The sequence below is a fragment of the Enterobacter sp. AN-K1 genome (genome assembly GCF_020971765.1).
GTDB classification, from domain to species: Bacteria; Pseudomonadota; Gammaproteobacteria; order Enterobacterales; family Enterobacteriaceae; genus Enterobacter; species Enterobacter hormaechei_C.
This window is the reverse complement of sequence record NZ_CP087390.1, coordinates 1936454-1958336: the sequence shown is the minus strand read 5'-3', so window position 1 is coordinate 1958336 and position 21883 is coordinate 1936454. Positions and strand designations below refer to the sequence as shown.

Sequence of the window (21883 nt, the reverse complement as noted above, 5' to 3'; positions counted from 1 at the left end):
TTCCACCCCGGGTGGCGGGTTATTTTGTTACCGTTTGTACAGCCGTTGGGTTTACCTGACCAGGGCATAAAAAAACCGGCCAGCTGGCCGGTTTTGTTGCGGATCAGACCGATCAGCGCATGGTCACAAACTCTTCCGCCGCAGTCGGGTGGATCGCCACGGTGTTATCGAAGTCTTTCTTCGTTGCGCCCATCTTCAGTGCCACCGCGAAGCCTTGCAGGATCTCGTCCATGCCGAAACCAATGCCGTGGATGCCGACGATCTTCTCCTCCGGGCCCACGCAGACCAGCTTCATGCGGCATGGCTGACGGTGCGAGGTGACCGCGGTATACATCGCGGTAAACGCCGATTTATACACTTTCACCTGGTCATCGCCGTACTGCTCACGCGCCTGCGGCTCGGTTAAGCCGACGGTACCGATTGGCGGGTGGCTGAAGACCACGGTCGGGATGTTGCTGTAGTCCAGATGTTCGTCCGGCTTGTTATTAAACAGACGCTCGGAAAGACGACGCCCCGCCGCCACGGCAACCGGCGTCAGCTCTACGGCGCCGGTGTTATCACCGACGGCATAAATGCCACGAACGCTGGTGTTCTGGAACTTATCAACGACAATGTAGCCTTTTTCATTGGTTTTCACCCCGGTTGCGGCCAGGTTGAAGTTGTCGGTGGCCGGTTCACGACCAATCGCCCAGATCAGGCAATCAACGGTCTGGCTGCGACCATCTTCCAGCTCCAGAGTCAGGCTACCGTCCGCATTTTTCACCACCGCTTTTGGCACGGCGTTGGTGTGCAGGGTTGGGCCTTCGGCGTTCATCACCTCGACCAGCGTGTCGACGATCAGCGGGTCAAAGCTGCGTAGCGGCGCGTGTTTACGCACGAACAGGTGCGCTTCCGCTCCCAGGCCGTTAATCACGCCGGCCAGCTCAACCGCGATGTAACCTGCGCCCACAATGGCAACGCGTTCTGGCAGAGCAGGCAGCTCGAAGAAACCGTCGGAGTCGATACCGTATTCCGCGCCCGGAATGTTCGGGTGGCTCGGACGGCCGCCGGTGGCGATCAGGATGTGATCGGCGGTGATCGTCTCGCCGTTCACTTCGATCGTCTTCGCATCCACGAAACGGGCGAAGCCGCGGATCACGTCGACGTTATTCTTGCCCAGCACGTTATCGTACGAGGTGTGAATACGGTCGATGTAGGCGGTACGGCTGGCGATCAGTTTATCCCAGTCGAAGTGGTTGATGGTGGTGTCAAAGCCGTAGTCCGGACCATACATATGGATAGCTTCACGGATTTGCGCGGCATGCCACATCACTTTCTTCGGTACACAACCCACGTTCACGCAGGTGCCGCCGAGTTCTTTGGCTTCAATCAGCGCACACTTCTGGCCGTACATGGCCGCACGGTTGATGGAGGCGATGCCGCCGCTGCCGCCGCCGATTGCGATGTAGTCATAATGCTTAGTCATAGCGTTGTCCTTAATCGTGAATTGCCGCGATTGTATACCTGAAATCAATAGTTTCCACCGATGGCTGCGATTACTCCGGCACGATCCAGCTCACGGTGGCGTGACCCGTACCGGCTGGCACCAGCGTTTTGTGCAGCCACGGCAGCACGTTGTTCATCTGTGCTTCGAGCTTCCACGGCGGGTTAATGACGATCATGCCGGACGCGGTCATGCCGCGCTGGTCGCTGTCAGGGCGCACCGCCAGCTCAATTTGCAGGATTTTACGAATGCCGGTCGCTTCGAGGTCTTTGATCATGCGTTTAATTTGCGCGCGCAGCACTACCGGATACCACAGGGCATAGGTGCCGGTCGCAAAGCGTTTGTAACCTTCGTTAATGCCGGTCACCACCGCCTGATAGTCGGTTTTGATTTCGTACGGCGGGTCGATCAGCACCAGGCCGCGACGGGAAACCGGCGGCAGTTTGGCTTTCAGCTGCTGGTAGCCATCGGCTTTGTCCACGCGGGCGCGGTTATCTTTCTGAAACTCAGAACGCAGCAGCGGGAAGTCGCTCGGGTGCAGCTCTGTCAGCTGAAGGCTGTCCTGCTCACGCAGCAGCTGGCGGGCAATCAGTGGTGAACCCGGGTAGTAACGCAGTTGGCCGTTGCGGTTGAAGTGATTCACCACGCCAATGTACGGCTCCAGCTCGGCAGGCAGATCGTCCTGCTGCCAGATACGCGCAATCCCTTCCAGATATTCACCGGTACGCTCGGCATGCTCGCCGCTCAGCTGATAACGGCCCGCGCCCGCGTGGGTGTCCAGATAAAGGAACGGTTTATCCTTTTCTTTAAGCGATTCGATGATCAGGCTCTGAACGGTATGTTTGAGGACGTCGGCGTGGTTGCCTGCGTGGAAGCTGTGGCGATAACTGAGCATGGGTAATGATATTCCGCTGAATTGACGATTTGCCACAGTTTACAGCAGAACGGCACAGATTACCCGCAGGCCCGGTAAGCGCGGCTATTGAAATCCTCTACACTTAACCCCATTACTGAACAATATGCACAGCGCCGGATGCGCGCTTCATTCATCTCTTTCAACAGGACAGCGTTTATGACCAATCCATTACTGACGCCTTTTTCGTTGCCACCGTTTTCTAAAATCCTCCCTGAGCATGTGGTTCCGGCCGTTACCCAGTCGCTGAACAACTGCCGTGCGGCGGTAGAAAACGTGGTCGCGCAGGGCGCGCCGTACACCTGGGAAAATCTGTGTCAGCCGCTGGCCGAAGTGGACGACGTGCTGGGGCGTATCTTCTCCCCGGTGAGTCACCTGAACTCGGTGAAAAACAGCCCGGAGCTGCGTGAGGCCTACGAACAGACCCTGCCGCTGCTCTCTGAGTACAGCACCTGGGTCGGTCAGCATGAGGGGCTCTACAAAGCCTACCGCGACCTGCGCGACGGCGACCACTATGCCGAACTGAACACGGCGCAGAAAAAATCGGTCGATAACGCCCTGCGTGATTTCGAACTGTCCGGGATTGGCCTGCCAAAAGAAAAACAGGTTCGCTACGGCGAAATCGCCGCGCGCCTGTCCGAGCTGGGCAACCAGTACAGCAACAACGTCCTCGACGCCACCATGGGCTGGACGAAGCTGATTACCGATGAATCTGAACTGGCGGGTATGCCGGAAAGCGCGCTGGCGGCGGCAAAAGCCCAGGCCGAAGCGAAAGAGCTGGAAGGCTTCCTGTTAACGCTGGATATCCCAAGCTATCTGCCGGTGATGACCTACTGCGACAACCAGGCCCTGCGCGAAGAGATGTACCGCGCCTACAGCACCCGCGCCTCCGATCAGGGGCCGAATGCCGGTAAGTGGGATAACAGCCCGGTGATGGCGGAGATCCTCGCCCTGCGCCACGAACTGGCACAGCTGCTGGGCTTCGACAGCTACGCGGATAAATCCCTCGCCACCAAAATGGCTGAGAACCCACAGCAGGTGCTCGACTTCCTGACCGATCTGGCGAAACGCGCCCGTCCTCAGGGTGAAAAAGAACTGGCTCAGCTGCGCGCCTTTGCGAAAGCGGAGTTCGGCGTGGACGAGCTTCAGCCGTGGGATATCGCGTACTACAGCGAAAAACAGAAACAGCACCTCTACAGCATCAGCGACGAACAGCTGCGTCCGTACTTCCCGGAAAACAAAGCCGTTAACGGCCTGTTCGAGGTGGTGAAACGCATCTACGGCATTACCGCGAAAGAGCGTACCGACATCGACGTCTGGCATCCGGACGTGCGCTTCTTCGAGCTGTATGACGAGAAAAACGAGCTGCGCGGCAGCTTCTATCTGGATCTTTACGCGCGAGAAAACAAACGTGGCGGGGCGTGGATGGACGACTGCGTGGGCCAGATGCGTAAAGCGGATGGTTCCCTGCAAAAACCGGTCGCCTACCTGACCTGTAACTTCAACCGCCCGGTGAGCGGCAAACCTGCGCTGTTTACCCACGATGAAGTGATCACCCTGTTCCACGAGTTCGGTCACGGCCTGCACCACATGCTGACCCGCATCGAAACCGCTGGCGTCGCCGGTATCAGCGGTGTGCCATGGGATGCGGTCGAGCTGCCAAGCCAGTTTATGGAAAACTGGTGCTGGGAGCCGGACGCGCTGGCATTTATCTCCGGCCATTACGAAACGGGCGAACCGCTGCCGAAAGAACTGCTGGATAAAATGCTGGCGGCGAAAAACTACCAGGCGGCGATGTTCATCCTGCGTCAGCTGGAGTTCGGCCTGTTCGACTTCCGCCTGCACGCCGAGTTCAGCCCGGAGCAGGGGGCGAAAATCCTCGAAACCCTGGCTGAGATTAAAAAGCAGGTCGCGGTTATTCCAGGCCCGACCTGGGGACGCTTCCCGCACGCGTTCAGCCATATCTTCGCAGGCGGGTACGCCGCAGGCTACTACAGCTACCTGTGGGCCGACGTGCTGGCGGCAGATGCCTTCTCGCGCTTCGAAGAAGAGGGGATTTTCAACCGCGAAACCGGTCAGTCGTTCCTTGATAACATCCTGACGCGCGGCGGTTCAGAAGAGCCTATGGAGCTGTTCAAACGCTTCCGTGGCCGCGAGCCGCAGCTGGATGCGATGCTGGAGCATTACGGAATCAAAGGCTGATTGCTACGTGAAGATCTGCTTAGTAGATGAAACAGGCGCCGGGGACGGCGCCTTATCTGTTCTGGCGGCCCGCTGGGGGCTGGAACATGATGAAGACAACCTGATGGCGCTGGTGATGACGCCGGAACATCTGGAGCTGCGCAAGCTCGATGAGCCAAAGCTTGGCGGGATTTTTGTCGATTTTGTCGGCGGCGCGATGGCGCACCGGCGTAAGTTTGGCGGCGGTCGCGGTGAAGCGGTGGCCAAAGCGGTCGGCATTAAAGGCAGCTATCTGCCGGACGTGGTGGATGCCACGGCGGGGCTGGGGCGCGATGCCTTTGTGCTGGCGTCTGTCGGCTGTCGGGTGCGGATGCTGGAGCGTAATCCGGTTGTCGCCGCGCTGCTCGACGACGGGCTGACGCGGGGCTACGCGGACCCGGAAATCGGCCCGTGGTTGCAGGAACGTTTGCAACTTATTCATGCCTCCAGCCTGACGGCGCTGACCGATATCACCCCGCGCCCGCAGGTAGTCTATCTCGACCCCATGTTCCCGCATAAGCAGAAAAGCGCGCTGGTTAAGAAAGAGATGCGGGTGTTTCAGTCTCTGGTGGGGCCAGATTTAGATGCCGATGGCCTGCTGGAGCCGGCTCGTCAGCTGGCGACGAAGCGGGTGGTGGTGAAGCGGCCGGACTATGCGCCGCCGCTGGCGGACGTTGCGACCACTAACGCGGTGACCACGAAAGGGCATCGGTTTGATATTTATTCGGGAACGCCAGAATAAAAAAGCCGGGTGGCGGCTTCGCCTTACCCGGCCTACATTCAGTGCCGCTTGTAGGCCCGGTAAGCGTTAGCGCCACCGGGCTTTTTTGCACTTACTCGTCTTCTTCGTCACGCAGTGGAACAATCAGCATATCCACGTGTACGGTGTTAATCAGCTGGCGCGCGGAAGACATCAGCTTGCTCCAGAAGTCCTGGTGATGACCGCATACCACCAGGTCCATATCGTATTTCTTAATCGCATCAACCAGCACCTGGCCCAGATCGCCACTACCGCTTAAGGTTTCAGTGATTGGATAGCCCGCGTTGGTAGAAAGCTCGCTCAGCGCGTGGTGAGTCTCTTCGGAGATGCGTTTCTGCATATCGCCGAGATTCACGTCGATCAGACCGGTGTAGAGGTCGGAGTAATTCACATCAACGTGAATCAGCGAAACTTTCGCGTTGTAGGGACGTGCCATGGATACTGCTTTATCAACCAGCACTTTACTCTCCGGGGAGAGGTCTACCGCGATGAGAATGTGTTTGTAAGCCATAGTGTTACTCCTTCCTTAAGTTATCGATGACTAAATGGGAAAGCCGTCGTCTGATGCTTTCATTACGGCCCAGTTAAACATATTTTTCAAGCTTTGGTGTTGATAACGATTAACCTTGTGGCAAAAAAATTAACGGATCTCCTACACTATTTAATGAGCCGTTCGGATATTAAAACGCGAACCGGATCGACTTTTGGTCATTCTTTCACTGAACTGTCTGTCAGGGCATTGGGGTGCGGTAGCTCAGGAGCCTTGCTTCGTGGGCGGACGCCGGGGAGGATGTATGATTAGCACCGTCGCATTGTTTTGGGCGTTATGCGTGGTTTGCATAGTGAATATGGCGCGCTACTTCTCATCGTTACGTGCGCTGTTAGTGGTACTTCGTGGTTGCGATCCGTTGCTTTATCAGTATGTGGACGGTGGAGGGTTCTTCACCTCGCACGGACAGCCCAGCAAGCAGATGCGTCTGGTGGGGTATATCTACTACCAACGCTACCGCGATCACCACGATGAAGAGTTTATCCGTCGCTGCGAGCGCCTGCGTCGTCAGTTCATTTTGACCAGCGCCCTGTGTGGCCTGGTTGTGGTGAGTATGATTGCGCTGATGATTTGGCACTGAGCATAAAAAAAGCGGGCCAGTTTCCTGACCCGCTTTTTTGTCGCCTTCAGCCAATTAAATCAGCTTCAGCGAAATCCAGTACAGACCGCCAGACAGCAGGATGGACGCCGGGAGGGTGAACACCCAGGCCATCAGGATGTTGGTCACGGTTTTACGCTGCAAACCGCCGCCGTCAACAATCATGGTACCTGCCACGGACGAAGAGAGTACGTGGGTGGTTGAGACTGGCATACCGGTGTAGCTCGCCAGACCGATAGATACCGCTGCCGTCATCTGCGCGGACATACCCTGCGCATAGGTCATGCCTTTCTTACCGATCTTCTCACCGATGGTGGTCGCCACACGACGCCAGCCAATCATCGTACCGATACCCAGCGCCAGTGCGACCGCCATGATGATCCAGATTGGCGCGTACTCAATGGTGTTGAGCATATCGCCTTTCAGTTTCTTCAGCAGACGTTGGTCGTCAGCATTAACCTCTGGCAGCTTCGCGACTTTATCGGTCACGTCGGAGATACAGAGCATGATGCGACGCAGTTGACCACGCTGTTCAACAGCCAGTTTGTCATAGCTTTCGATATCGGCCAGCATGCCTTTCGCACGTTCCAGCGCGTTAATCGCGTTTGCCGGATGGCAATGGAACTCGCCCGGTGCCGTCGTTGCGCCTGACTCCGGAGAAGGAATCAGCTGGTCCACGCCGGTCGCTTTCTTCAGCAAATCAGGATGCTGCTGGAAGTAAGTCTCAACGTTGTTTACCGCATCACGGGTACGGGTGATTTCGTAACCGGAGGCGTTCATGTTAACCACGAAGCCCGCCGGTGCGACGCCAATCAGAACCAGCATCACCAGGCCGATACCTTTCTGACCATCGTTCGCGCCATGAGAGAAGGCGACGCCGATAGCGGAAATGATCAGCGCGATACGCGTCCAGAACGGCGGCTTTTTCTTGCCGTCTTTCTTCTCACGCTCTGCTGGCGTCAGGTGGATACGCGCACGTTTTTTCGTGTTGCTCCAGTAGCGACGCAGGATGAAAATCAAGCCACCTGCCACCACCAGACCGACGATAGGGGAGACGATGAGCGAAGCGAAAATCCCCAGCACTTTCGGGATGTTCAGCGCATCAACGACGGAGGTCCCGGTCATCAGGGCATTGGTTAACCCGATACCGATAATCGCGCCGATGAGGGTGTGAGAGCTGGATGCCGGCAGGCCGAAATACCAGGTACCGAGGTTCCAGATAATTGCAGCAAGCAGCATTGAGAACACCATGGCCAGGCCATGACCGGAACTCACGTTAAGCAGCAGATCCGTTGGCAGCATATGCACAATGGCATACGCAACGCTCAGTCCGCCCAGGAGGACACCAAAAAAGTTAAATACCGCCGCCATAACGACCGCAAGCTGCGATCGCATTGCGCGAGTGTAGATAACCGTTGCTACTGCGTTTGCAGTGTCGTGGAAGCCGTTGATCGCTTCGTAAAACAGCACAAAAACCAGAGCAAGCAATAATAAAAGCCCGGTATGTAAATCCAGGCCGGCAAACAAATGTAGCATAGGACGTTACGCCATTTTGAGGACATGAACGCGGCGCATTATCCAGGACAAATGCGCAACGGGCAAAGTGAAATATAGACTTTTTTTGACATACCACCTGATTTGAGAAATGTGCCTGAAAGGATAATCTTTAAATATCAATGAAATGGCTTTGTAATATCTTTTTACGCTGGTGCGACCACTGAGGAAACTTTACAATCCGCGGCAGTTAACGAAGAGGATTTTGACGTGGAAAGGTTTGATGCCGTAGTAATTGGCGCCGGTGCGGCGGGTATGTTTTGTGCGGCGATGGCCGGACAAGCGGGTCGTCGCGTGCTGCTGCTGGACAACGGAAAAAAGCCTGGCCGCAAGATCCTGATGTCTGGCGGCGGGCGATGCAACTTTACTAATCTTTATGTCGAGCCTGCGGCCTATTTGAGCCAGAACCGTCATTTTTGCAAATCTGCGCTGGCGCGCTACACCCAGTGGGATTTTATCGAGCTGGTGGGTAAACACGGTATCGCGTGGCATGAGAAGACGCTGGGGCAGCTGTTCTGCGACGACTCCGCGCAGCAAATTGTCGATATGCTGGTGGCCGAGTGCGAGAAAGGCGGCGTAGTTATGCGCCTGCGCACCGAAGTGCTGGACGTCGCCCGTGACGAGCAGGGCTACACGCTGCAACTCAACGGTGAAACCGTCAGCGCCGATAACCTGGTGATCGCCAGCGGCGGCCTCTCGATGCCGGGGCTGGGCGCTTCACCGTTCGGCTATAAAATTGCCGAGCAGTTTGGCCTGAAGGTACTGCCCACCCGCGCCGGGCTGGTACCGTTCACGCTGCATAAGCCGCTGCTGGAACAGCTTCAGACGCTCTCCGGCGTGTCTGTGCCGTCGGTCATTACGGCCGAAGACGGCACGGTGTTCCGCGAAAATCTGCTCTTTACTCATCGCGGACTCTCGGGCCCGGCGGTATTGCAGATCTCCAGCTACTGGCAGCCGGGGGAGTTTGTCTCCGTAAACCTGGTGCCGGACTGCGATCTGGACGCCTTCCTTAACGAGCAACGCGCCGCGCATCCGAATCAAAGCCTGAAAAATACCCTGGCGATGCAGCTGCCGAAGCGTCTCGTGGAGTGCTTGCAGGTGTTAGGGCAAATTCCGGATGTCGCGCTCAAGCAGCTCAACAGCCGCGAGCAGGAAACGCTGGTGGAGACGCTGACGAACTGGCGCGTACAGCCAAACGGCACCGAAGGCTACCGCACGGCGGAAGTGACGCTGGGCGGCGTGGATACAAACGAACTCTCATCCCGCACGATGGAAGCCCGCAACGTGCCGGGTCTTTATTTCATTGGTGAAGTGATGGACGTGACCGGCTGGCTCGGCGGGTATAACTTCCAGTGGGCGTGGGCCAGTGCCTGGGCATGCGCGCAGGCACTCGCTGAAAAGAACGGTTAATATTTATTTTTTTAGCGTGCTGCGTCCTTATCGGGTCCACGCTTTTTATTGTGTGCATGGTGTTTTGTCTTCTTAAAAGGGTTGTCTATGTCTGCTGCTCATCTCGGTTTCCCGACGGAAACCGTTGTTGTCTTCGTGGTGATGGCCGTTGGGGCGATGTTTATCGACCTCTTCATGCACCGTCACGATAAACCGATCTCGCTGAAAAGCGCGGTCATGTGGTCCATCTTCTGGGTCATGATGGCGATGGCCTTCGCCGGATTCTTATACGTGCACCACGGCGCGGAGATGGCCAGTCTGTTCCTGACCGGCTATGCGCTGGAAGAGGTGCTCTCCGTCGACAACCTGTTTGTGATGATGGCGATCTTCGCCTGGTTTGGCGTGCCGGATAGATATCGTCACCGCGTGCTCTACTGGGGCGTGCTCGGGGCGATTGTGTTCCGTGGTATTTTTGTTGCCATTGGCACCAGCCTGCTGAGCCTGGGACCGTATGTTGAGGTCATTTTTGCGCTGGTCGTCGGCTGGACGGCGGTGATGATGCTGAAACGCAATGAAGAGAGCGATGAAGTAGAAGATTACTCCAACCATCTGGCGTACCGCCTGGTGAAACGCTTCTACCCGGTGTGGCCAAAAATCAGCAGCCATGCGTTTATCCTGACCCAGAAAGAGGTGGATGCCGAACTGGAGAAACCTGAAAACAAGGATGTGATGGTAGGCCGCGTGAAGAAGGCGAAGCGCTACGCGACGCCGCTGCTGCTCTGCGTCGCGGTGGTGGAGCTGTCCGACGTGATGTTCGCCTTCGATTCCGTACCCGCAATCATCGCCGTCAGCCGTGAGCCGCTGATCATCTACAGCGCAATGATGTTCGCGATCCTCGGCCTGCGTACCCTCTACTTCGTGCTGGAAGCGCTGAAGCAGTATCTGGTGCATCTGGAGAAAGCGGTAGTGTTACTGCTGTTCTTCGTGGCGTTCAAGCTGGGGCTGAATGCGACCGACCACTTCTGGCATCACGGTTATAACATCGGCGCCACGGCAAGCCTGTTTGTGGTGCTGGGGGTACTGGCGCTGGGGATTATTGCGAGCGTGATGTTCCCGGGAAAACGTGAGGCCTGATGTACCGCTTTTCTCCCTCTCCCTGTGGGAGAGGGCCGGGGTGAGGGCACCGGGCCGCACCTAACCCTTAATTGGTGAATTTCGGCGCTTGCTCGGATGATGAAAATGCCGCCAGTGCGGATCCTGCGCCGCCGCCAGCAACTCGTGGTCGCCACGCGTGTCGCCCCAGGCGCGCAGGTGATACGCGTTCAAATCCCCATACACCTTCTCCAGCCTCGCCACCTTCTGGGCACAACGGCAGTTGTGGCCGGTGATCCGCCCGGTCAGCTTGCCGTCTTTCACTTCCAGCTGCGTGCCAATCAGCTTAATGCCGAGCTTATCGGCCCACGGCTGCAATACCAGCGCCGGGGAAGCAGAGCAAATCGTCACTTCCGCACCGGAATTGACCTCGTTGGCGACGGCCAGCACACCTTCCGGGCGCATCAGCTTGTTCCAGTATTTTTCACAGAAGGCTTCCGCCTGCTGACGTAACCAGTGCTCATCCACCCCCGTCAGGAAGGTTTTGATCAACACCTCTTTCAGCTCATCTCGCGTCAGCTTGCGGCGCACACAGTGCAGCGTAGGCAGGGCCATGCGCACCAGTCGGCCAGCAAAGTAGCGCTTGCCAAAGGCAAAGCGCAGGAACGGGATAAAACTGTCGTGGTGCGTCAACGTACCATCAAAGTCAAAGACAGAGAGCACGCTGGACTTCGCCACGGCTTCGTCGGCAATCATATTGGTCATAAATACGTCTTAGCTGAAATACACATTCTGTTCACTAGTTTACCTGCTTTACCTTCACAGTCCTTATATCAGGTCGCATTTTTTCCTGAACCTGTGGCCTGACGGGTCAAACAATGTCATCCACCACGCCGCCGTCAACGCGCAGCGCCGCGCCGGAAGTCGCGGAGGCCTGCATGGAACAGACATATACCACCATATTTGCCACTTCTTCCACCGTGGCGGCGCGCTGGATCACCGAGCTGGGGCGATTCGCCATCACGAACTCTTTCGCCAGCTGTTCCAGCGATTTACCGGTTCTTTCGATCTCGTCTTTCATCATCGCGGCAAAACCGTCCGACATTGTCGGGCCCGGCAGCACGCTGTTCACCGTCACGCCGCTGCCTGCCACGAACTTCGCCAGACCGCGCGCCAGCGAGAGCTGGGCGGTTTTTGTCACGCCATAGTGGATCATATCCGCAGGAATATTGCAGGCCGATTCTGACGAGATAAACACTACCCGACCCCAGCCCTTTTGTACCATGCCGGGCAGCAGGGCACGGGAGAGGCGCACGCCGGACATCACGTTGGTCTGCCAGTAGCGTTCCCAGGTCTCGTCGTCGGTGGAATAAAAATCCTGCTGGCCATAGATCCCGGCGTTATTCACCAGAATATCGACGTGCGTGGCAACCCTGAGCAGTTCGTCAACGCCCTCCTGTGAGCTCAGATCGGCGATGGCGGCACGGACCTGTACGCCAGGCACCACCTGCTGTAGCGCCTGAATGCCTTTGTTCACCGAGTCGACGCTGCGCCCGTTCACGATCACTTCCGCACCGTTCTCCGCCAGCCCGCGGGCGATGGCAAACCCAATACCGCCGGTGGACGCGGTCACCAGCGCTACTTTCCCCGTTAAATCAATTTTCATCATTCGCTCCTTGTCATCTTATGGTTCAAAACTTAAAGCGTAGCAGTTGACGATGACGGCTCCTGTTTAAAAAGGCGCAACAGCGTCTCAACCTGCTCGTCCAGCGGGCTGAGGGAGCGTTTGACGATGAGGTGCAGCGGCGTGGCGCGACGTACGCCGTGGCTGAGCGGCAGCGTTTTAAGGATGCCCTGCTGGAGCGGGGTCTGAATGCGTTCTTCCGGTAACCAGCCGTATCCAACCTGATACATCACCGCTTCGATCGCGGCATCGATGGTGGAGAATGTCCACGACTCCCCGGTGGGGTGAGCGGTGGGCTGGCTGTCTGCGATCTGAATGCGCGGCCACGGGCGTAGCATCTCGTCGTTAAGGGGTGTATCCAGCGCAAACAGCGGGTGCGCGTGATGCGCGACGGCAACAAAATCGATATTCATCAGCCATTCGCCCAGGCCGGTAATGTCCTGGCGGCGGGTTAAGACCATCACGTCGGCTTCATCATTGAGCGCATCCGCGCGGCTGTTTTCCAGCACCTCGGTAAGCCGCACCTGCGTTTGCGGGTACAGCTGCTGAAACTGGCGCAAAATCGCGAACAGCCGGCTGCGCGGAAAAATACTGTCTACCATCAGGTCGATACGGGTTCGCATCCCGCTGCGCAGGGTCGCAGCGCGCGTTTCAACATAGGCGAAGGCTTTCAGCAGCGGTTTAACCTGATTCAGCAACAGCTCACCCGCCGGTGTCAGCACGGCACGCCGTCCCTCTGTCATCAGGAGCGCCACGCCCAGCCGCTCCTGCAACAGCGACAGGTTATAGCTGACCGAGGACTGGCTGCGGTGGGTCTCTTCCGCCGCCTTAGCGAAGCTGCCAGCCTCGATGACTCTCTCCAGCAAGGCCCACTGTTCGAGCGTCGTCTTGTGCATAATTAATCTAAATTTTGGATGAATTTGATTCAAACATAGCGTTATTCATTCATTTTTTGAAGGGGTACGATCGTCTCATCAAAACAAAGGAGACATCGTATGAGCACCTTCGACAAACATGATTTAAGCGGCTTCGTCGGTAAACATCTGGTATATACCTACGATAATGGCTGGAACTATGAAATTTACGTTAAAAACGAAAACACCCTGGACTACCGTATTCACAGCGGTCTGGTGGGCAACCGTTGGGTGAAAGATCAGCAGGCCTACATTGTCCGTGTTGGGGAGAGCATCTATAAAATTTCCTGGACGGAGCCAACCGGTACCGACGTGAGCCTGATCGTGAACCTGGGCGACCGCCTGTTCCACGGCACCATCTTCTTCCCGCGCTGGGTCATGAATAATCCGGAAAAAACCGTCTGCTTCCAGAACGATCACATTCCGCTGATGAATAGCTACCGTGATGCCGGGCCAGCGTATCCAACCGAAGTGATTGATGAATTTGCCACCATCACCTTCGTGCGCGACTGCGGTGCGAATGACGATAGCGTTATTGCGTGCGCGGCCAGCGAGTTGCCAAAAAACTTTCCGGAAAATTTAAAATAAGATCGGGAACACATGAACGAGACATCGGCCATGTTGGTTTTAACCGGCATGGCCGTTTTTTATGCCGCAGAAATACCGGAATAAGTAACCGCTTCCGCCGTTAAGGTGAAAGGCGTAGGGGTACAGACCGCCAGGCTCAGCGAGCCGAAGCGTAGCTGACTGACCGGGAGGGTCTGGGCGGTGCTGTCAATACTGACAATCTGCCACGCGCTGCCGCCACGCTGTTTGACGATCGCCTCTTTGCGCGTCCAGATGCGCCAGAATGCGGAAAGCTGCTCTTCCGGCGCTTCACGTTCCAGCTCGTCATGTTCGGTGAGGCTGAAAACGGCATTCGCCAGCGCCTGCCAGTTTTCCCGCGGGCGGATCACTTCGATATCGCAGCCCACTTCACCTTCATCGCTCATCAGCAGGGCAATGTCGTCCCCGCTGTGGCTCAGGTTAAACCACAGAGGATGGCCGTTAGCGAAGGCCGGTTTTCCCTGCTCGCCGTAAATTATCTCGGGAAGCGGTGAGGGGGATAAGGTTCTGGCGAGCAGCGTCCGGCCTGCAAGCCAGGAAGCGTGTCGTGCACCCTGAGGTGCCATGTCTGCGAGCGTTGACGCCAGCGGGTCCGCGCTAAGGGTGGAGATCTTTCCCAGTACAAACTGGTACATAGTTACGCCCAGCGTTTAATGATTATCGAGGTATTGATGCCGCCAAAGGCAAAGTTATTGCTCTGAATAAATTCGCAATCAATCGGGCGGGTTTCCCCCATAATATAATCTAAAGCGCCGCATTGCTCATCCGGTTGTCTTAAATTGAGCGTTGGCGTGAACCAACCCTCCCGCATCATGTGCAGACTCAGCAAGGCTTCCAGCGCGCCGCAGGCACCCAGGGTATGGCCGAAATAACTCTTTAAGGAAGAGATGGGCACGCTGTCGCCGAAAATGGCGGCGGTCGCCTGACTTTCGGCGATATCCCCGCGATCGGTTGCCGTGCCGTGGGCAGAAATGTAGCCAATCTCCTGAGGGCCAAGGCCCGCCATCGCCAGCGACTGCGCCATACACACCTGCATGGTTTCACGCTGGGGCTGGGTGATGTGCGCCGCATCGCAGTTGGTGGCAAAGCCCACGATCTCGCCATAGATTGTCGCCCCGCGCGCTCTGGCGTGATCCAGCTCTTCCAGCACCAGCGTGCCCGCCCCTTCGCCAATCACCAGGCCATCGCGCTGAACGTCAAACGGCGACGGCGTGGTTTTTGGCGCGTCGTTACGCTGGCTTGTGGCAAACAGGGTATCGAAAACCGCCGCTTCCGACGGGCACAGCTCTTCCGCGCCGCCTGCCACCATCACCGTCTGGTAGCCGTGACGAATCGCTTCCCAGGCGTAGCCAATCGCCTGGCTGCCAGAGGTACAGGCGCTCGAGGTGGGGATCACCCGTCCGCGCAGGCCAAAGAACAGCCCGGTATTCACCGCCGTGGTGTGCGGCATCATCTGCACGTAGGTGGTGCCGGTGATGTTGTGGGTGTGCTTTTCGGTGAGCATAGAGGCAAACTCGCTGACCGGCCCGGTGCTGCCGGTCGACGAGCCGTAGGCGATGCCGGTCTGACCGTTGGTCAGCACCGCGTCGTCGATCAGTCCCGCCTGCTCCAGCGCCAGCTCGGTGGCGCGGGTAGAGAGCAGCGACACCCGGCCCATGGCGCGAATGCGCTTACGGGTATAGTGAGCGGGGAGAGTGAAATCTTCAATCGGCGCGGCGAGCAGGGTTTGCAGGCCGTCATACGCCTGCCACTCCGTCATGGTACGCACCGCATTTTCATACTCGCGCAGACGGCGCGAGATGGTCGGCCAGTCCTCGCCGAACGCGGTGACGCCGCCCATGCCCGTAATCACTACCCGGCGGGTCATAGCATGCCTCCGTTAATCGAAATCACCTGACGCGTCACATAGCCTGCTTTATCCGACATCAGGTAACTCGCCAGCCCGGCGACCTCCTCGGCCTGGCCCATACGCTGCATCGGAATCATCGACATCGCCGCGTGCAGCGCGGCTTCGTCCATCTCGATCATGCCGGTATCGATCAGCCCCGGCGCGATGCAGTTGACGGTGATTTTGCGTTTTGCCAGCTCGGTGGCGAGCGCTTTGGTGGCGCCGATGATCCCGGCTTTCGCCGCGCTGTAGTTCACCTGCCCACGGTTGCCCATAATGCCTGACACCGACGACAGGGTGATGATCCGCCCGCCCTTGCGGGTGCCGATCATCGGCATAATGCAGGGATGAATGACGTTATAAAAACTGTCGAGATTGGTGTGGATCACGCTGTCCCAGTCATCGTCGCTGAGCGCCGGAAAAGCACCGTCGCGGGTAATACCGGCGTTACTGACCACGCCATACCACGCGCCGTGGTCAGCGATCTCCTGTTCCAGCACCGTGCGGCACTGCTCGCGGTTGCCCACGTCGAAGGTGAGTAAACGGCCCGCGCCGCCTGCCTGGACAATCGCTTCCAGCGTCTCCTGCGCGCCCGCTTCATCACGATGGTAATGCACGCCGACGGTGAAACCGTCCGCCGCAAGCTGAAGGGCGATAGCGCGGCCAATGCCTTTGCTGGCGCCGGTGACCAGTACGGATCTCATGATGGTGTTCCCTGGTTGAAAAGTGTGGTTAATTCATCCTCGCTCGGCTGGAAGGTGTTCACGCGGCCCGTGGCGAGGGAGACACTATCCGCATGAATGGTGCACTCGAAGCTGCCAAAGCGTTCATCCTGCATCAGACGTTCGATGGTGATGGTCAGCGTGCAGCCTGCGGCAAAATGCCCTGCGGTGCATACCAATTCACGCGCGCCCAGCACCATGCCCAGCGGGCTATGCGGCAGCCCTTTTTGCAGGCGATGCCACTCAGACCAGACGCCGACGGTCTGCGCCATCAGCTCCAGCGCAAACCAGCCCGGCAGGTCGCCGTCGGCGTTCAGAAACGGGGCGAGCACGCCGTGCCCGCTCACCGTTACGCTGCACGCTGCGCCATTGTCGGTGACGCTCTCGACGGTCTCCAGCAGCATCATGGGCGCGTCGTGAGGAAGGTACTCGGCGGGGGATAAATATTTCATCACACTCTCCCCAGCAGAAGGCTGGCGTTGTTGCCGCCAAACGCGAAGGAGTTTGACAGGATCGCCGGTTTATTCAGCGGTGCGCTCTGGTGCAGCAGGCCGAAGGCGGGCAGGGTGTCGTCTGGCGCGTAGCGGGAAAAATCCTGCGGCGGCAGCGGCAGGTCTCGGGTCAGGATCAGCCAGCTCAGGGCGGCCTCGGTGATCCCCGCTGCGCCCAGCGTGTGGCCGGTAAGATGTTTCGTGGAGCTGCACGGCACGCGGTCGCCAAAGAGATCGTGGATCACCTGCGCCTCAATGCGATCGTTCAGCGGCGTGGCGGTGCCGTGCAGGTTGATATAGCCGACGTCCGCCGCCGTCATGCCCGCCTCGTTCAGCGCCTGGTTGATGGCGCGGATCGCCCCTTCGCCCTGCGGATGCGGGGCGGAAATATGGTACGCATCGCTGGATTCCCCCGCGCCCAGGAGCGCAACCTCGCCCGGCTCGCGGGTCAGCACCATCAGTGCCGCCGCTTCGCCAATGGTGATCCCCCGACGGTGGCGGCCAAACGGTTCGCACAGGGTTGGGGAGAAGGACTCCAGGCTGTTGAAGCCGTTGACCGGCATGCGGCTCAGGCTGTCGGCCCCGCCGACGATGGCGACGTCCACCAGCCCGGCGTCAATCAGACGACGACCGCTGACGATCGCCCGCGCGCTGGAGGAGCAGGCGGTTGAGATGGTATACGCCGGGCCGTCCAGCGCAAGCCAGCGGGCGAGAAAGCGCGACGGATCGCCCAGCTCCTGCTGCGGATATTGCCACTGCGGGCTGCTCTCGCCGTTTTGCGCGCGGCGCACGTACTCATCACCCTCGTCCAGCCCGGAGGTGCTGGTGCCCAGCACAACCGCCACGCGGTCGCGCCCTACGCGCGCAATGGCCGCATCGACGGCGGGCCGGATTTGCGCCAGCGCCGCCAGCAGCAGTTGGTTGTTGCGGCTGCGATGAGCAGAAAAAGACTCGGGGACAGGGGGAAGTTCACCCTCCACGCCCCCCAGCACGGCCTCGGGTAAGCCCTGTAGCCAGCCCGCACGCTGGCGCATCCCGGGGGCCACACCAGCGATCAGGTTCGCCGCTATTTCATCAGCCGAGTTGCCGAGCGCGTTGACCATGCCAACGGCAGAAAGGTAAATCATCTCAGTCACCCAGATATTGAATGGTGATGTGGTAGTGAAAAGCGTGCTGCACAATGCTAATCGGTTCGCGCCTGCCGTTACGGTTCAGGTAGACAATTTCCGTGACCAGTTTGCCCTCGGGGTTGCGCAGTTCGCGTCTGGTGTCAGTATCGTTCAGCGTCCAGCCTTTCGGCAACTGCGGCTGCCAGGCGCTGAGCGGCCAGTGGCTCAGCATCACGTCGGCCAGCACCTGGCTGGCGGGCGGCAGCTGCGGCATCACAACCGACTGCTCGGTGTGGATCCCGGTGTTGTCGTAGGTGGCGAGGAACAGGCGGATCCCGACGGAGGAGAGGCCGGCAAGCGCCACTTTATTTCCATCGGCGTTCAGCATCACCAGCAGCGACTGGGTCTGGCCTTTAAAACTGCCGGTAAGCAACTGCTGCACGCGGATGGCAGGCGTGATGCCCGGCGGGGGCAGCGTGACGCGGGTGCCGGGCTGGAGCCAGGCCTGAGGGCGCGCGTCATCGCGGTTCGTCGTATGGCTACACCCCGCCAGCAACAGGGCCATCATCACTGCCGCCAGGCGAATGAAACGGGTCATGGTAAGTTCTCTTTGTTAGACGGCATCGCCAGCGGGGCGAGCAGGAACGCGGTGAAGATACCGCTCACCAGCACAATGCCAAAGCTGCTGATGGCCTGAGTGGTGCTGAACACCAGCATCCCCAGCGTCAGCAGGGTAGTCATCATGGCGAGGGTAATCGCCAGCATGGAGGTCAGCGGCGTGCCGCGCGGGTTGCTGAAAAACAGCGTGTAGTTAATGCCAATGCCGAGGACCAGCACCAGCGCCAGCAGGGAAAACAGGTTCACCGGATGGCCCGTCATGGCCAGCGCCGCCAGCCCGCCGGCCAGCGACAGCACGGACGGCACCAGCGCCACCAGCCCTTTTCGCCAGCCGAGGCGTAGCATCGCGCCGCAGGCAATCACCGCCAGCGCCACGCCCAGCAGCCCCGTCAGCAGCGAGCGGTAGAGCGCAAACAGGCTGTCGAAGCTGGCCTTACGGTCAACCCAGACGACCCCGGGATGGCGGGCGGCCAGCTCACCGAGCGCGGCGCTGTTTCTGACGCCATCGACCGGGACCAGCACACCGCTTTTGCCGTCCGGCAGCGTCAGCCACAGCAAACGCCAGCCCTCGCTGGCCGGGCTGGCGAGCCACGCTTCCACGCTGACAGGCATGGCGTTCAGGTTCGGTTCACTGGTCTTCAGCCCCGTGCTTTGCAGCATTTTCATCACCGTCGGTGCGGCGTTACGCAGAAGATGCAGATCGCTGTTCTGCCGCGCCAGCGAGTTCAGCGGCAGGGTGCGCCAGCGGGTTAATTCACCGGCTTTTTGCGCCTGCGCCAGCGCCGGGGTAAACGCCTCCAGCCGCTCCAGCGTTTCCTGAGCCGACGCGCCGTACACCACGAACCACTTCTGATCGACATTTTGCCCGGTCAGGGCGGTGATGGTTTTTTCCTGCGCCAGAATGTCCTGCGGCAGCGCCTGAAGCCGGGCGATATCGTCATCCACCCGCAGGCTGGCGATCCCGATGGCGGAGAGCAGCGCCAGCGCTACCGGCAGCCCGACAGAGAGGGCTTTACCGTCGCGCCAGGCGTTCAGCCAGCGCTGCATAATCCCTCTCAGGGGGACCGGGCGGACCGGCATGCCCCGGCACAGCCACGGATGCCAGAACATTACCGTCAGGCACGAGGCGCTCAGCCCTGCGGCGGCGAACACCGCCATCTGACGAATGCCGGGGAAGGGGGCCAGCATCATGAAGAGATACGCCACGACGGTGGTCAGCAGCGCCAGCAGCAGCGCGTTACGTACTTTCGCCAGGCTTTGCCAGGGCGAGTGTTCCGCGCCGTGCACCATCCGCTCCGTGAGGTAGTAAATCGTATAGTCCGCCGAGATGCCGATGATGCTCATGCTCATCACCAGCGTCATCAGGTGCAGTTCACCGAACAGCAGCAGCGTCACGACCGTCCCCGCCAGCGCGCCGATGGCAATGGAGAGCAGGCTCAGCAGCAGCGGACGCACGGAGCGAAACACCGACACAATCAGCAGGATCACCCCGAGCACCGTGGCGACGCCAAGCGTGGAAATATCGTTTTTAGCCTGTTGGCTGGCGTAATCGCTGTAGAACACCGTCCCGCGCGAGAGCAGCTGCGCCTGTGGATACTGGCTTTTCAGCGTCTGCTGCAACGCGTTAAGGGTGGTCACCAGCTGGTGGGTTTGCTGCATATCAAACGATGAGCCCGCCAGCTCGCCGTGCAGCAGATACCAGTAGTTCCCGGCCGCATCTTTTGTCACCAGCCAGCCGTCCATCAGCTGCATCTTCTGGCTGTTTTTCGCCAGCGCGAGCTGCGCGCCGCGCATCAGCATCAGCGGATCGTTTTGCAGCTCCTTGCCGCTCACACCGGAAAAGGCGGAGTAGAGCTGGGACAGGACCCACTGGGCCTGCGCTTCACCGCCGTTTTGCAGGCGGGCGCGGGTGGCCGGATCGACCAGGCCATTGCGGTGTTGCCAGAAGAAATCTCCCCAGGCCTGTTGCCCGGCGGCATCCAGCGGACCTTTTACGACACTCAGCGCCTGGCTGCGTTGCAGCAGGGTTAACCACTGCTGCGCCACGTGCGGGTCCTGCTGTTTGCCGGGGCTGACCAGCCAGATGAGCTGGCGGTCGAGGCGCTGCATAAATCCGTCGTTGAGAGCGGGAGGGATCGCGCCGAGCGTCTGTTTCGGCAGCATGGCGAGCACGCTGCTGTTCAGCCGCGCGCCGGGCAGCAGCGACAGCAGCACGCCCAGCAGGATCAGGCATACCGCGGCCCACAGCAGCGCCGGGCGCAGGGCGTTACGGTGCGGCAAAGCGCTGGCGTTCTGCATCGGTCAGGCGGGCGGGCGTCAGTTGGTGGCGGGAGAGGGCGATATCCGTCGTGTCGCCCTGCTTATCGTTCAGGCGAATGGATTCCAGATAGATCGCGCCCTTCAAATCAAGGGTGGAGAAAATCTTGTCCAGCGGTGTGGTGACGGGCGTCAGCACCAGTGACCAGCGGCCTTCGCCCAGGTCTTTGAAATCGACGCGGAAGTTCTCTTCCAGCACCTTGCGGTCGGCCTGGAACAGCGCCCGCAGCAGATGGTTGAACTGGAACATCTGCGGGTTAGTGTCGGCGGTAATGGTCTGCGGCGACTGACCGTTGACGATCTGCACCATCCGTTTGTCATCCAGCAGCAGCGTCATCGGGAACGGCGCTTTTTGATCCCACAGCAGGCCATTGTCACGGGCGATCAGCATCTCCCCCTGCGAGCGCAGGGGCTGAGGCATATCCTTGATCGTGCGGATCTGTTCGAAGTGTGCGCGCACTACCGGTTGCTCCGCAAACCGCTGTTGCAGTTCATCCAGCGTGATCGCGTTCACCAGCGGGCTTACCAGCAGCGCGAGTAGCGTTATCCATTTCATGGCGCGATCCCCATGCGTTCGAACAGAATGGCCGGGCTGACAAAGCACATCTCCCGGCTTGCTTCTTCCACCGCCACCTGAATGGTGTAGCCGGTGGTGGTGCGTTTCCCGGTTTGCGCGTCGAAGATTTGATAGGCGATGCGCAGACGGTTTTCAACCTCTTCAATGTGGGCGCGGACGCGAATGCGCTGCTCGAAGGTCACCGCGTCGCGGTATTTCACCCGGGTATCCACCACCGGCCAGACGTAGCCGGACGCTTTCATCTGGCGATAGCCGTAATCAAACTGGTTGAGCAGCGCTTCGCGGGCAATCTCAAAGTAGCGGAAGTAGTTGCCGTGCCACACCACGCCCATCATATCGACGTCGTGGAACGGAACGGTGATTTCAACTTCAGCCGTAAAGCGGGGATCGGTCAGCACC

General features: G+C 59.0%; 22 protein-coding genes. 6 read left to right on the top strand and 16 right to left on the bottom strand.

Features of this window, described 5'->3' with window-relative positions; translation table 11 throughout:
- Window positions 1-112: 112 nt before the first annotated feature.
- Together gorA and LOC22_RS09490 are read right to left on the bottom strand one after the other, a co-directional pair.
- Complete coding sequence (gene gorA / locus LOC22_RS09495; protein WP_045357937.1) at window positions 113-1465, bottom strand: glutathione-disulfide reductase; 1353 nt, start codon at window positions 1463-1465, stop codon at window positions 113-115.
- 70 nt (window positions 1466-1535) lie between these two features.
- A complete protein-coding gene (locus tag LOC22_RS09490; protein WP_006808562.1) occupies window positions 1536-2378 on the bottom strand; it encodes a 23S rRNA (adenine(2030)-N(6))-methyltransferase RlmJ in 843 nt (280 codons plus the stop codon).
- A 177-nt stretch (window positions 2379-2555) separates the two neighbouring features.
- On the opposite strand from LOC22_RS09490, the gene prlC reads away from it, so the two are divergent.
- Together prlC and rsmJ are read left to right on the top strand one after the other, a co-directional pair.
- Window positions 2556-4598 (top strand): oligopeptidase A, encoded by a 2043-nt coding sequence (prlC, locus tag LOC22_RS09485; protein WP_023295568.1) that lies wholly within the window; start codon window positions 2556-2558, stop codon window positions 4596-4598.
- 7 nt (window positions 4599-4605) lie between these two features.
- Window positions 4606-5358: a 16S rRNA (guanine(1516)-N(2))-methyltransferase RsmJ gene (gene rsmJ, locus LOC22_RS09480; protein WP_017693818.1), complete on the top strand. Its 753-nt coding sequence runs from the start codon at window positions 4606-4608 to the stop codon at window positions 5356-5358.
- Window positions 5359-5449: 91 nt separating this feature from the next.
- Here the strand turns inward: rsmJ and uspA are convergent, their stop codons facing one another.
- Window positions 5450-5887, bottom strand: a complete 438-nt coding sequence (gene uspA / locus LOC22_RS09475) for a universal stress protein UspA (protein ID WP_003861223.1) — start codon at window positions 5885-5887, stop codon at window positions 5450-5452.
- Between the two features lie 283 nt (window positions 5888-6170).
- Between uspA and uspB the strand changes: the two genes are divergently transcribed.
- Window positions 6171-6506: a universal stress protein UspB gene (gene uspB / locus LOC22_RS09470; protein ID WP_003861224.1), complete on the top strand. Its 336-nt coding sequence runs from the start codon at window positions 6171-6173 to the stop codon at window positions 6504-6506.
- Between the two features lie 54 nt (window positions 6507-6560).
- Here uspB and pitA read toward each other — a convergent pair whose 3' ends face one another.
- Complete coding sequence (gene pitA / locus LOC22_RS09465; protein WP_048246725.1) at window positions 6561-8060, bottom strand: inorganic phosphate transporter PitA; 1500 nt, start codon at window positions 8058-8060, stop codon at window positions 6561-6563.
- Window positions 8061-8288: 228 nt separating this feature from the next.
- Between pitA and LOC22_RS09460 the strand changes: the two genes are divergently transcribed.
- Both LOC22_RS09460 and LOC22_RS09455 read left to right on the top strand, forming a co-directional pair.
- Window positions 8289-9488, top strand: a complete 1200-nt coding sequence (locus LOC22_RS09460) for an NAD(P)/FAD-dependent oxidoreductase (RefSeq protein WP_003861226.1) — start codon at window positions 8289-8291, stop codon at window positions 9486-9488.
- Window positions 9489-9575: 87 nt separating this feature from the next.
- Window positions 9576-10601 (top strand): TerC/Alx family metal homeostasis membrane protein, encoded by a 1026-nt coding sequence (locus LOC22_RS09455; protein WP_015571505.1) that lies wholly within the window; start codon window positions 9576-9578, stop codon window positions 10599-10601.
- Between the two features lie 60 nt (window positions 10602-10661).
- On the opposite strand, the gene LOC22_RS09450 is transcribed toward LOC22_RS09455, so the two are convergent.
- From LOC22_RS09450 to LOC22_RS09440, 3 genes are all read right to left on the bottom strand, one after another.
- Window positions 10662-11324: an HAD family hydrolase gene (locus tag LOC22_RS09450; protein ID WP_003861228.1), complete on the bottom strand. Its 663-nt coding sequence runs from the start codon at window positions 11322-11324 to the stop codon at window positions 10662-10664.
- A 106-nt stretch (window positions 11325-11430) separates the two neighbouring features.
- Complete coding sequence (locus LOC22_RS09445; protein WP_230239548.1) at window positions 11431-12225, bottom strand: SDR family NAD(P)-dependent oxidoreductase; 795 nt, start codon at window positions 12223-12225, stop codon at window positions 11431-11433.
- Between the two features lie 32 nt (window positions 12226-12257).
- Window positions 12258-13139 carry a LysR family transcriptional regulator gene (locus LOC22_RS09440; protein ID WP_032649778.1) on the bottom strand — a complete coding sequence of 294 codons (882 nt, stop codon included), beginning with the start codon at window positions 13137-13139 and terminating at the stop codon, window positions 12258-12260.
- 99 nt (window positions 13140-13238) lie between these two features.
- On the opposite strand from LOC22_RS09440, the gene LOC22_RS09435 reads away from it, so the two are divergent.
- Window positions 13239-13745 (top strand): phenolic acid decarboxylase, encoded by a 507-nt coding sequence (locus LOC22_RS09435; RefSeq protein WP_032649776.1) that lies wholly within the window; start codon window positions 13239-13241, stop codon window positions 13743-13745.
- A gap of 59 nt (window positions 13746-13804) precedes the next feature.
- Here the strand turns inward: LOC22_RS09435 and acpT are convergent, their stop codons facing one another.
- Genes acpT through LOC22_RS09390 form a run of 9 tightly spaced genes read right to left on the bottom strand, consistent with a single transcriptional unit; the run spans window position 13805 to window position 21882 of the window.
- Window positions 13805-14398 carry a 4'-phosphopantetheinyl transferase AcpT gene (gene acpT / locus LOC22_RS09430; RefSeq protein ID WP_015571496.1) on the bottom strand — a complete coding sequence of 198 codons (594 nt, stop codon included), beginning with the start codon at window positions 14396-14398 and terminating at the stop codon, window positions 13805-13807.
- Between the two features lie 2 nt (window positions 14399-14400).
- Entirely contained in the window at window positions 14401-15630 is a 1230-nt protein-coding gene (locus LOC22_RS09425; RefSeq protein WP_015571495.1) for a beta-ketoacyl-ACP synthase, read from the bottom strand.
- Entirely contained in the window at window positions 15627-16358 is a 732-nt protein-coding gene (locus LOC22_RS09420) for a 3-ketoacyl-ACP reductase FabG2 (protein ID WP_026094333.1), read from the bottom strand. The genes LOC22_RS09425 and LOC22_RS09420 overlap by 4 nt, the downstream gene beginning before the upstream one ends.
- Window positions 16352-16825 carry a hypothetical protein gene (locus LOC22_RS09415; protein WP_063933669.1) on the bottom strand — a complete coding sequence of 158 codons (474 nt, stop codon included), beginning with the start codon at window positions 16823-16825 and terminating at the stop codon, window positions 16352-16354. Before LOC22_RS09415 ends, LOC22_RS09420 begins: the two co-directional genes overlap by 7 nt.
- Window positions 16825-17991: a beta-ketoacyl-[acyl-carrier-protein] synthase family protein gene (locus LOC22_RS09410; RefSeq protein ID WP_017384110.1), complete on the bottom strand. Its 1167-nt coding sequence runs from the start codon at window positions 17989-17991 to the stop codon at window positions 16825-16827. Before LOC22_RS09410 ends, LOC22_RS09415 begins: the two co-directional genes overlap by 1 nt.
- A gap of 1 nt (window position 17992) precedes the next feature.
- Complete coding sequence (locus LOC22_RS09405) at window positions 17993-18571, bottom strand: DUF3261 domain-containing protein (RefSeq protein ID WP_045328555.1); 579 nt, start codon at window positions 18569-18571, stop codon at window positions 17993-17995.
- Window positions 18568-20889: an MMPL family transporter gene (locus tag LOC22_RS09400; RefSeq protein ID WP_230239504.1), complete on the bottom strand. Its 2322-nt coding sequence runs from the start codon at window positions 20887-20889 to the stop codon at window positions 18568-18570. Before LOC22_RS09400 ends, LOC22_RS09405 begins: the two co-directional genes overlap by 4 nt.
- Window positions 20858-21463, bottom strand: coding sequence for an outer membrane lipoprotein carrier protein LolA (locus LOC22_RS09395; protein ID WP_023295558.1), 606 nt, complete (start codon window positions 21461-21463; stop codon window positions 20858-20860). Before LOC22_RS09395 ends, LOC22_RS09400 begins: the two co-directional genes overlap by 32 nt.
- Window positions 21460-21882 (bottom strand): acyl-CoA thioesterase, encoded by a 423-nt coding sequence (locus LOC22_RS09390; RefSeq protein ID WP_006812302.1) that lies wholly within the window; start codon window positions 21880-21882, stop codon window positions 21460-21462. The genes LOC22_RS09395 and LOC22_RS09390 overlap by 4 nt, the downstream gene beginning before the upstream one ends.
- Window position 21883: the final 1 nt, after the last annotated feature.

Bases quoted from the DNA above. Each gene is read 5' to 3' on its own strand.
- LOC22_RS09455 (WP_015571505.1), top strand. From the start codon at position 9,576: ATGTCTGCTGCTCATCTCGGTTTCCCGACGGAAACCGTTGTTGTCTTC.
- LOC22_RS09445 (WP_230239548.1), bottom strand. From the start codon at position 12,225: ATGAAAATTGATTTAACGGGGAAAGTAGCGCTGGTGACCGCGTCCACC.
- gorA (WP_045357937.1), bottom strand. From the start codon at position 1,465: ATGACTAAGCATTATGACTACATCGCAATCGGCGGCGGCAGCGGCGGC.
- LOC22_RS09415 (WP_063933669.1), bottom strand. From the start codon at position 16,825: ATGAAATATTTATCCCCCGCCGAGTACCTTCCTCACGACGCGCCCATG.
- LOC22_RS09400 (WP_230239504.1), bottom strand. From the start codon at position 20,889: ATGCAGAACGCCAGCGCTTTGCCGCACCGTAACGCCCTGCGCCCGGCG.
- LOC22_RS09425 (WP_015571495.1), bottom strand. From the start codon at position 15,630: ATGACCCGCCGGGTAGTGATTACGGGCATGGGCGGCGTCACCGCGTTC.
- acpT (WP_015571496.1), bottom strand. From the start codon at position 14,398: ATGTACCAGTTTGTACTGGGAAAGATCTCCACCCTTAGCGCGGACCCG.
- uspB (WP_003861224.1), top strand. From the start codon at position 6,171: ATGATTAGCACCGTCGCATTGTTTTGGGCGTTATGCGTGGTTTGCATA.
- LOC22_RS09405 (WP_045328555.1), bottom strand. From the start codon at position 18,571: ATGACCCGTTTCATTCGCCTGGCGGCAGTGATGATGGCCCTGTTGCTG.
- prlC (WP_023295568.1), top strand. From the start codon at position 2,556: ATGACCAATCCATTACTGACGCCTTTTTCGTTGCCACCGTTTTCTAAA.
- uspA (WP_003861223.1), bottom strand. From the start codon at position 5,887: ATGGCTTACAAACACATTCTCATCGCGGTAGACCTCTCCCCGGAGAGT.
- LOC22_RS09440 (WP_032649778.1), bottom strand. From the start codon at position 13,139: ATGCACAAGACGACGCTCGAACAGTGGGCCTTGCTGGAGAGAGTCATC.
- LOC22_RS09395 (WP_023295558.1), bottom strand. From the start codon at position 21,463: ATGAAATGGATAACGCTACTCGCGCTGCTGGTAAGCCCGCTGGTGAAC.
- LOC22_RS09490 (WP_006808562.1), bottom strand. From the start codon at position 2,378: ATGCTCAGTTATCGCCACAGCTTCCACGCAGGCAACCACGCCGACGTC.
- LOC22_RS09410 (WP_017384110.1), bottom strand. From the start codon at position 17,991: ATGATTTACCTTTCTGCCGTTGGCATGGTCAACGCGCTCGGCAACTCG.
- LOC22_RS09450 (WP_003861228.1), bottom strand. From the start codon at position 11,324: ATGACCAATATGATTGCCGACGAAGCCGTGGCGAAGTCCAGCGTGCTC.
- LOC22_RS09435 (WP_032649776.1), top strand. From the start codon at position 13,239: ATGAGCACCTTCGACAAACATGATTTAAGCGGCTTCGTCGGTAAACAT.
- pitA (WP_048246725.1), bottom strand. From the start codon at position 8,060: ATGCTACATTTGTTTGCCGGCCTGGATTTACATACCGGGCTTTTATTA.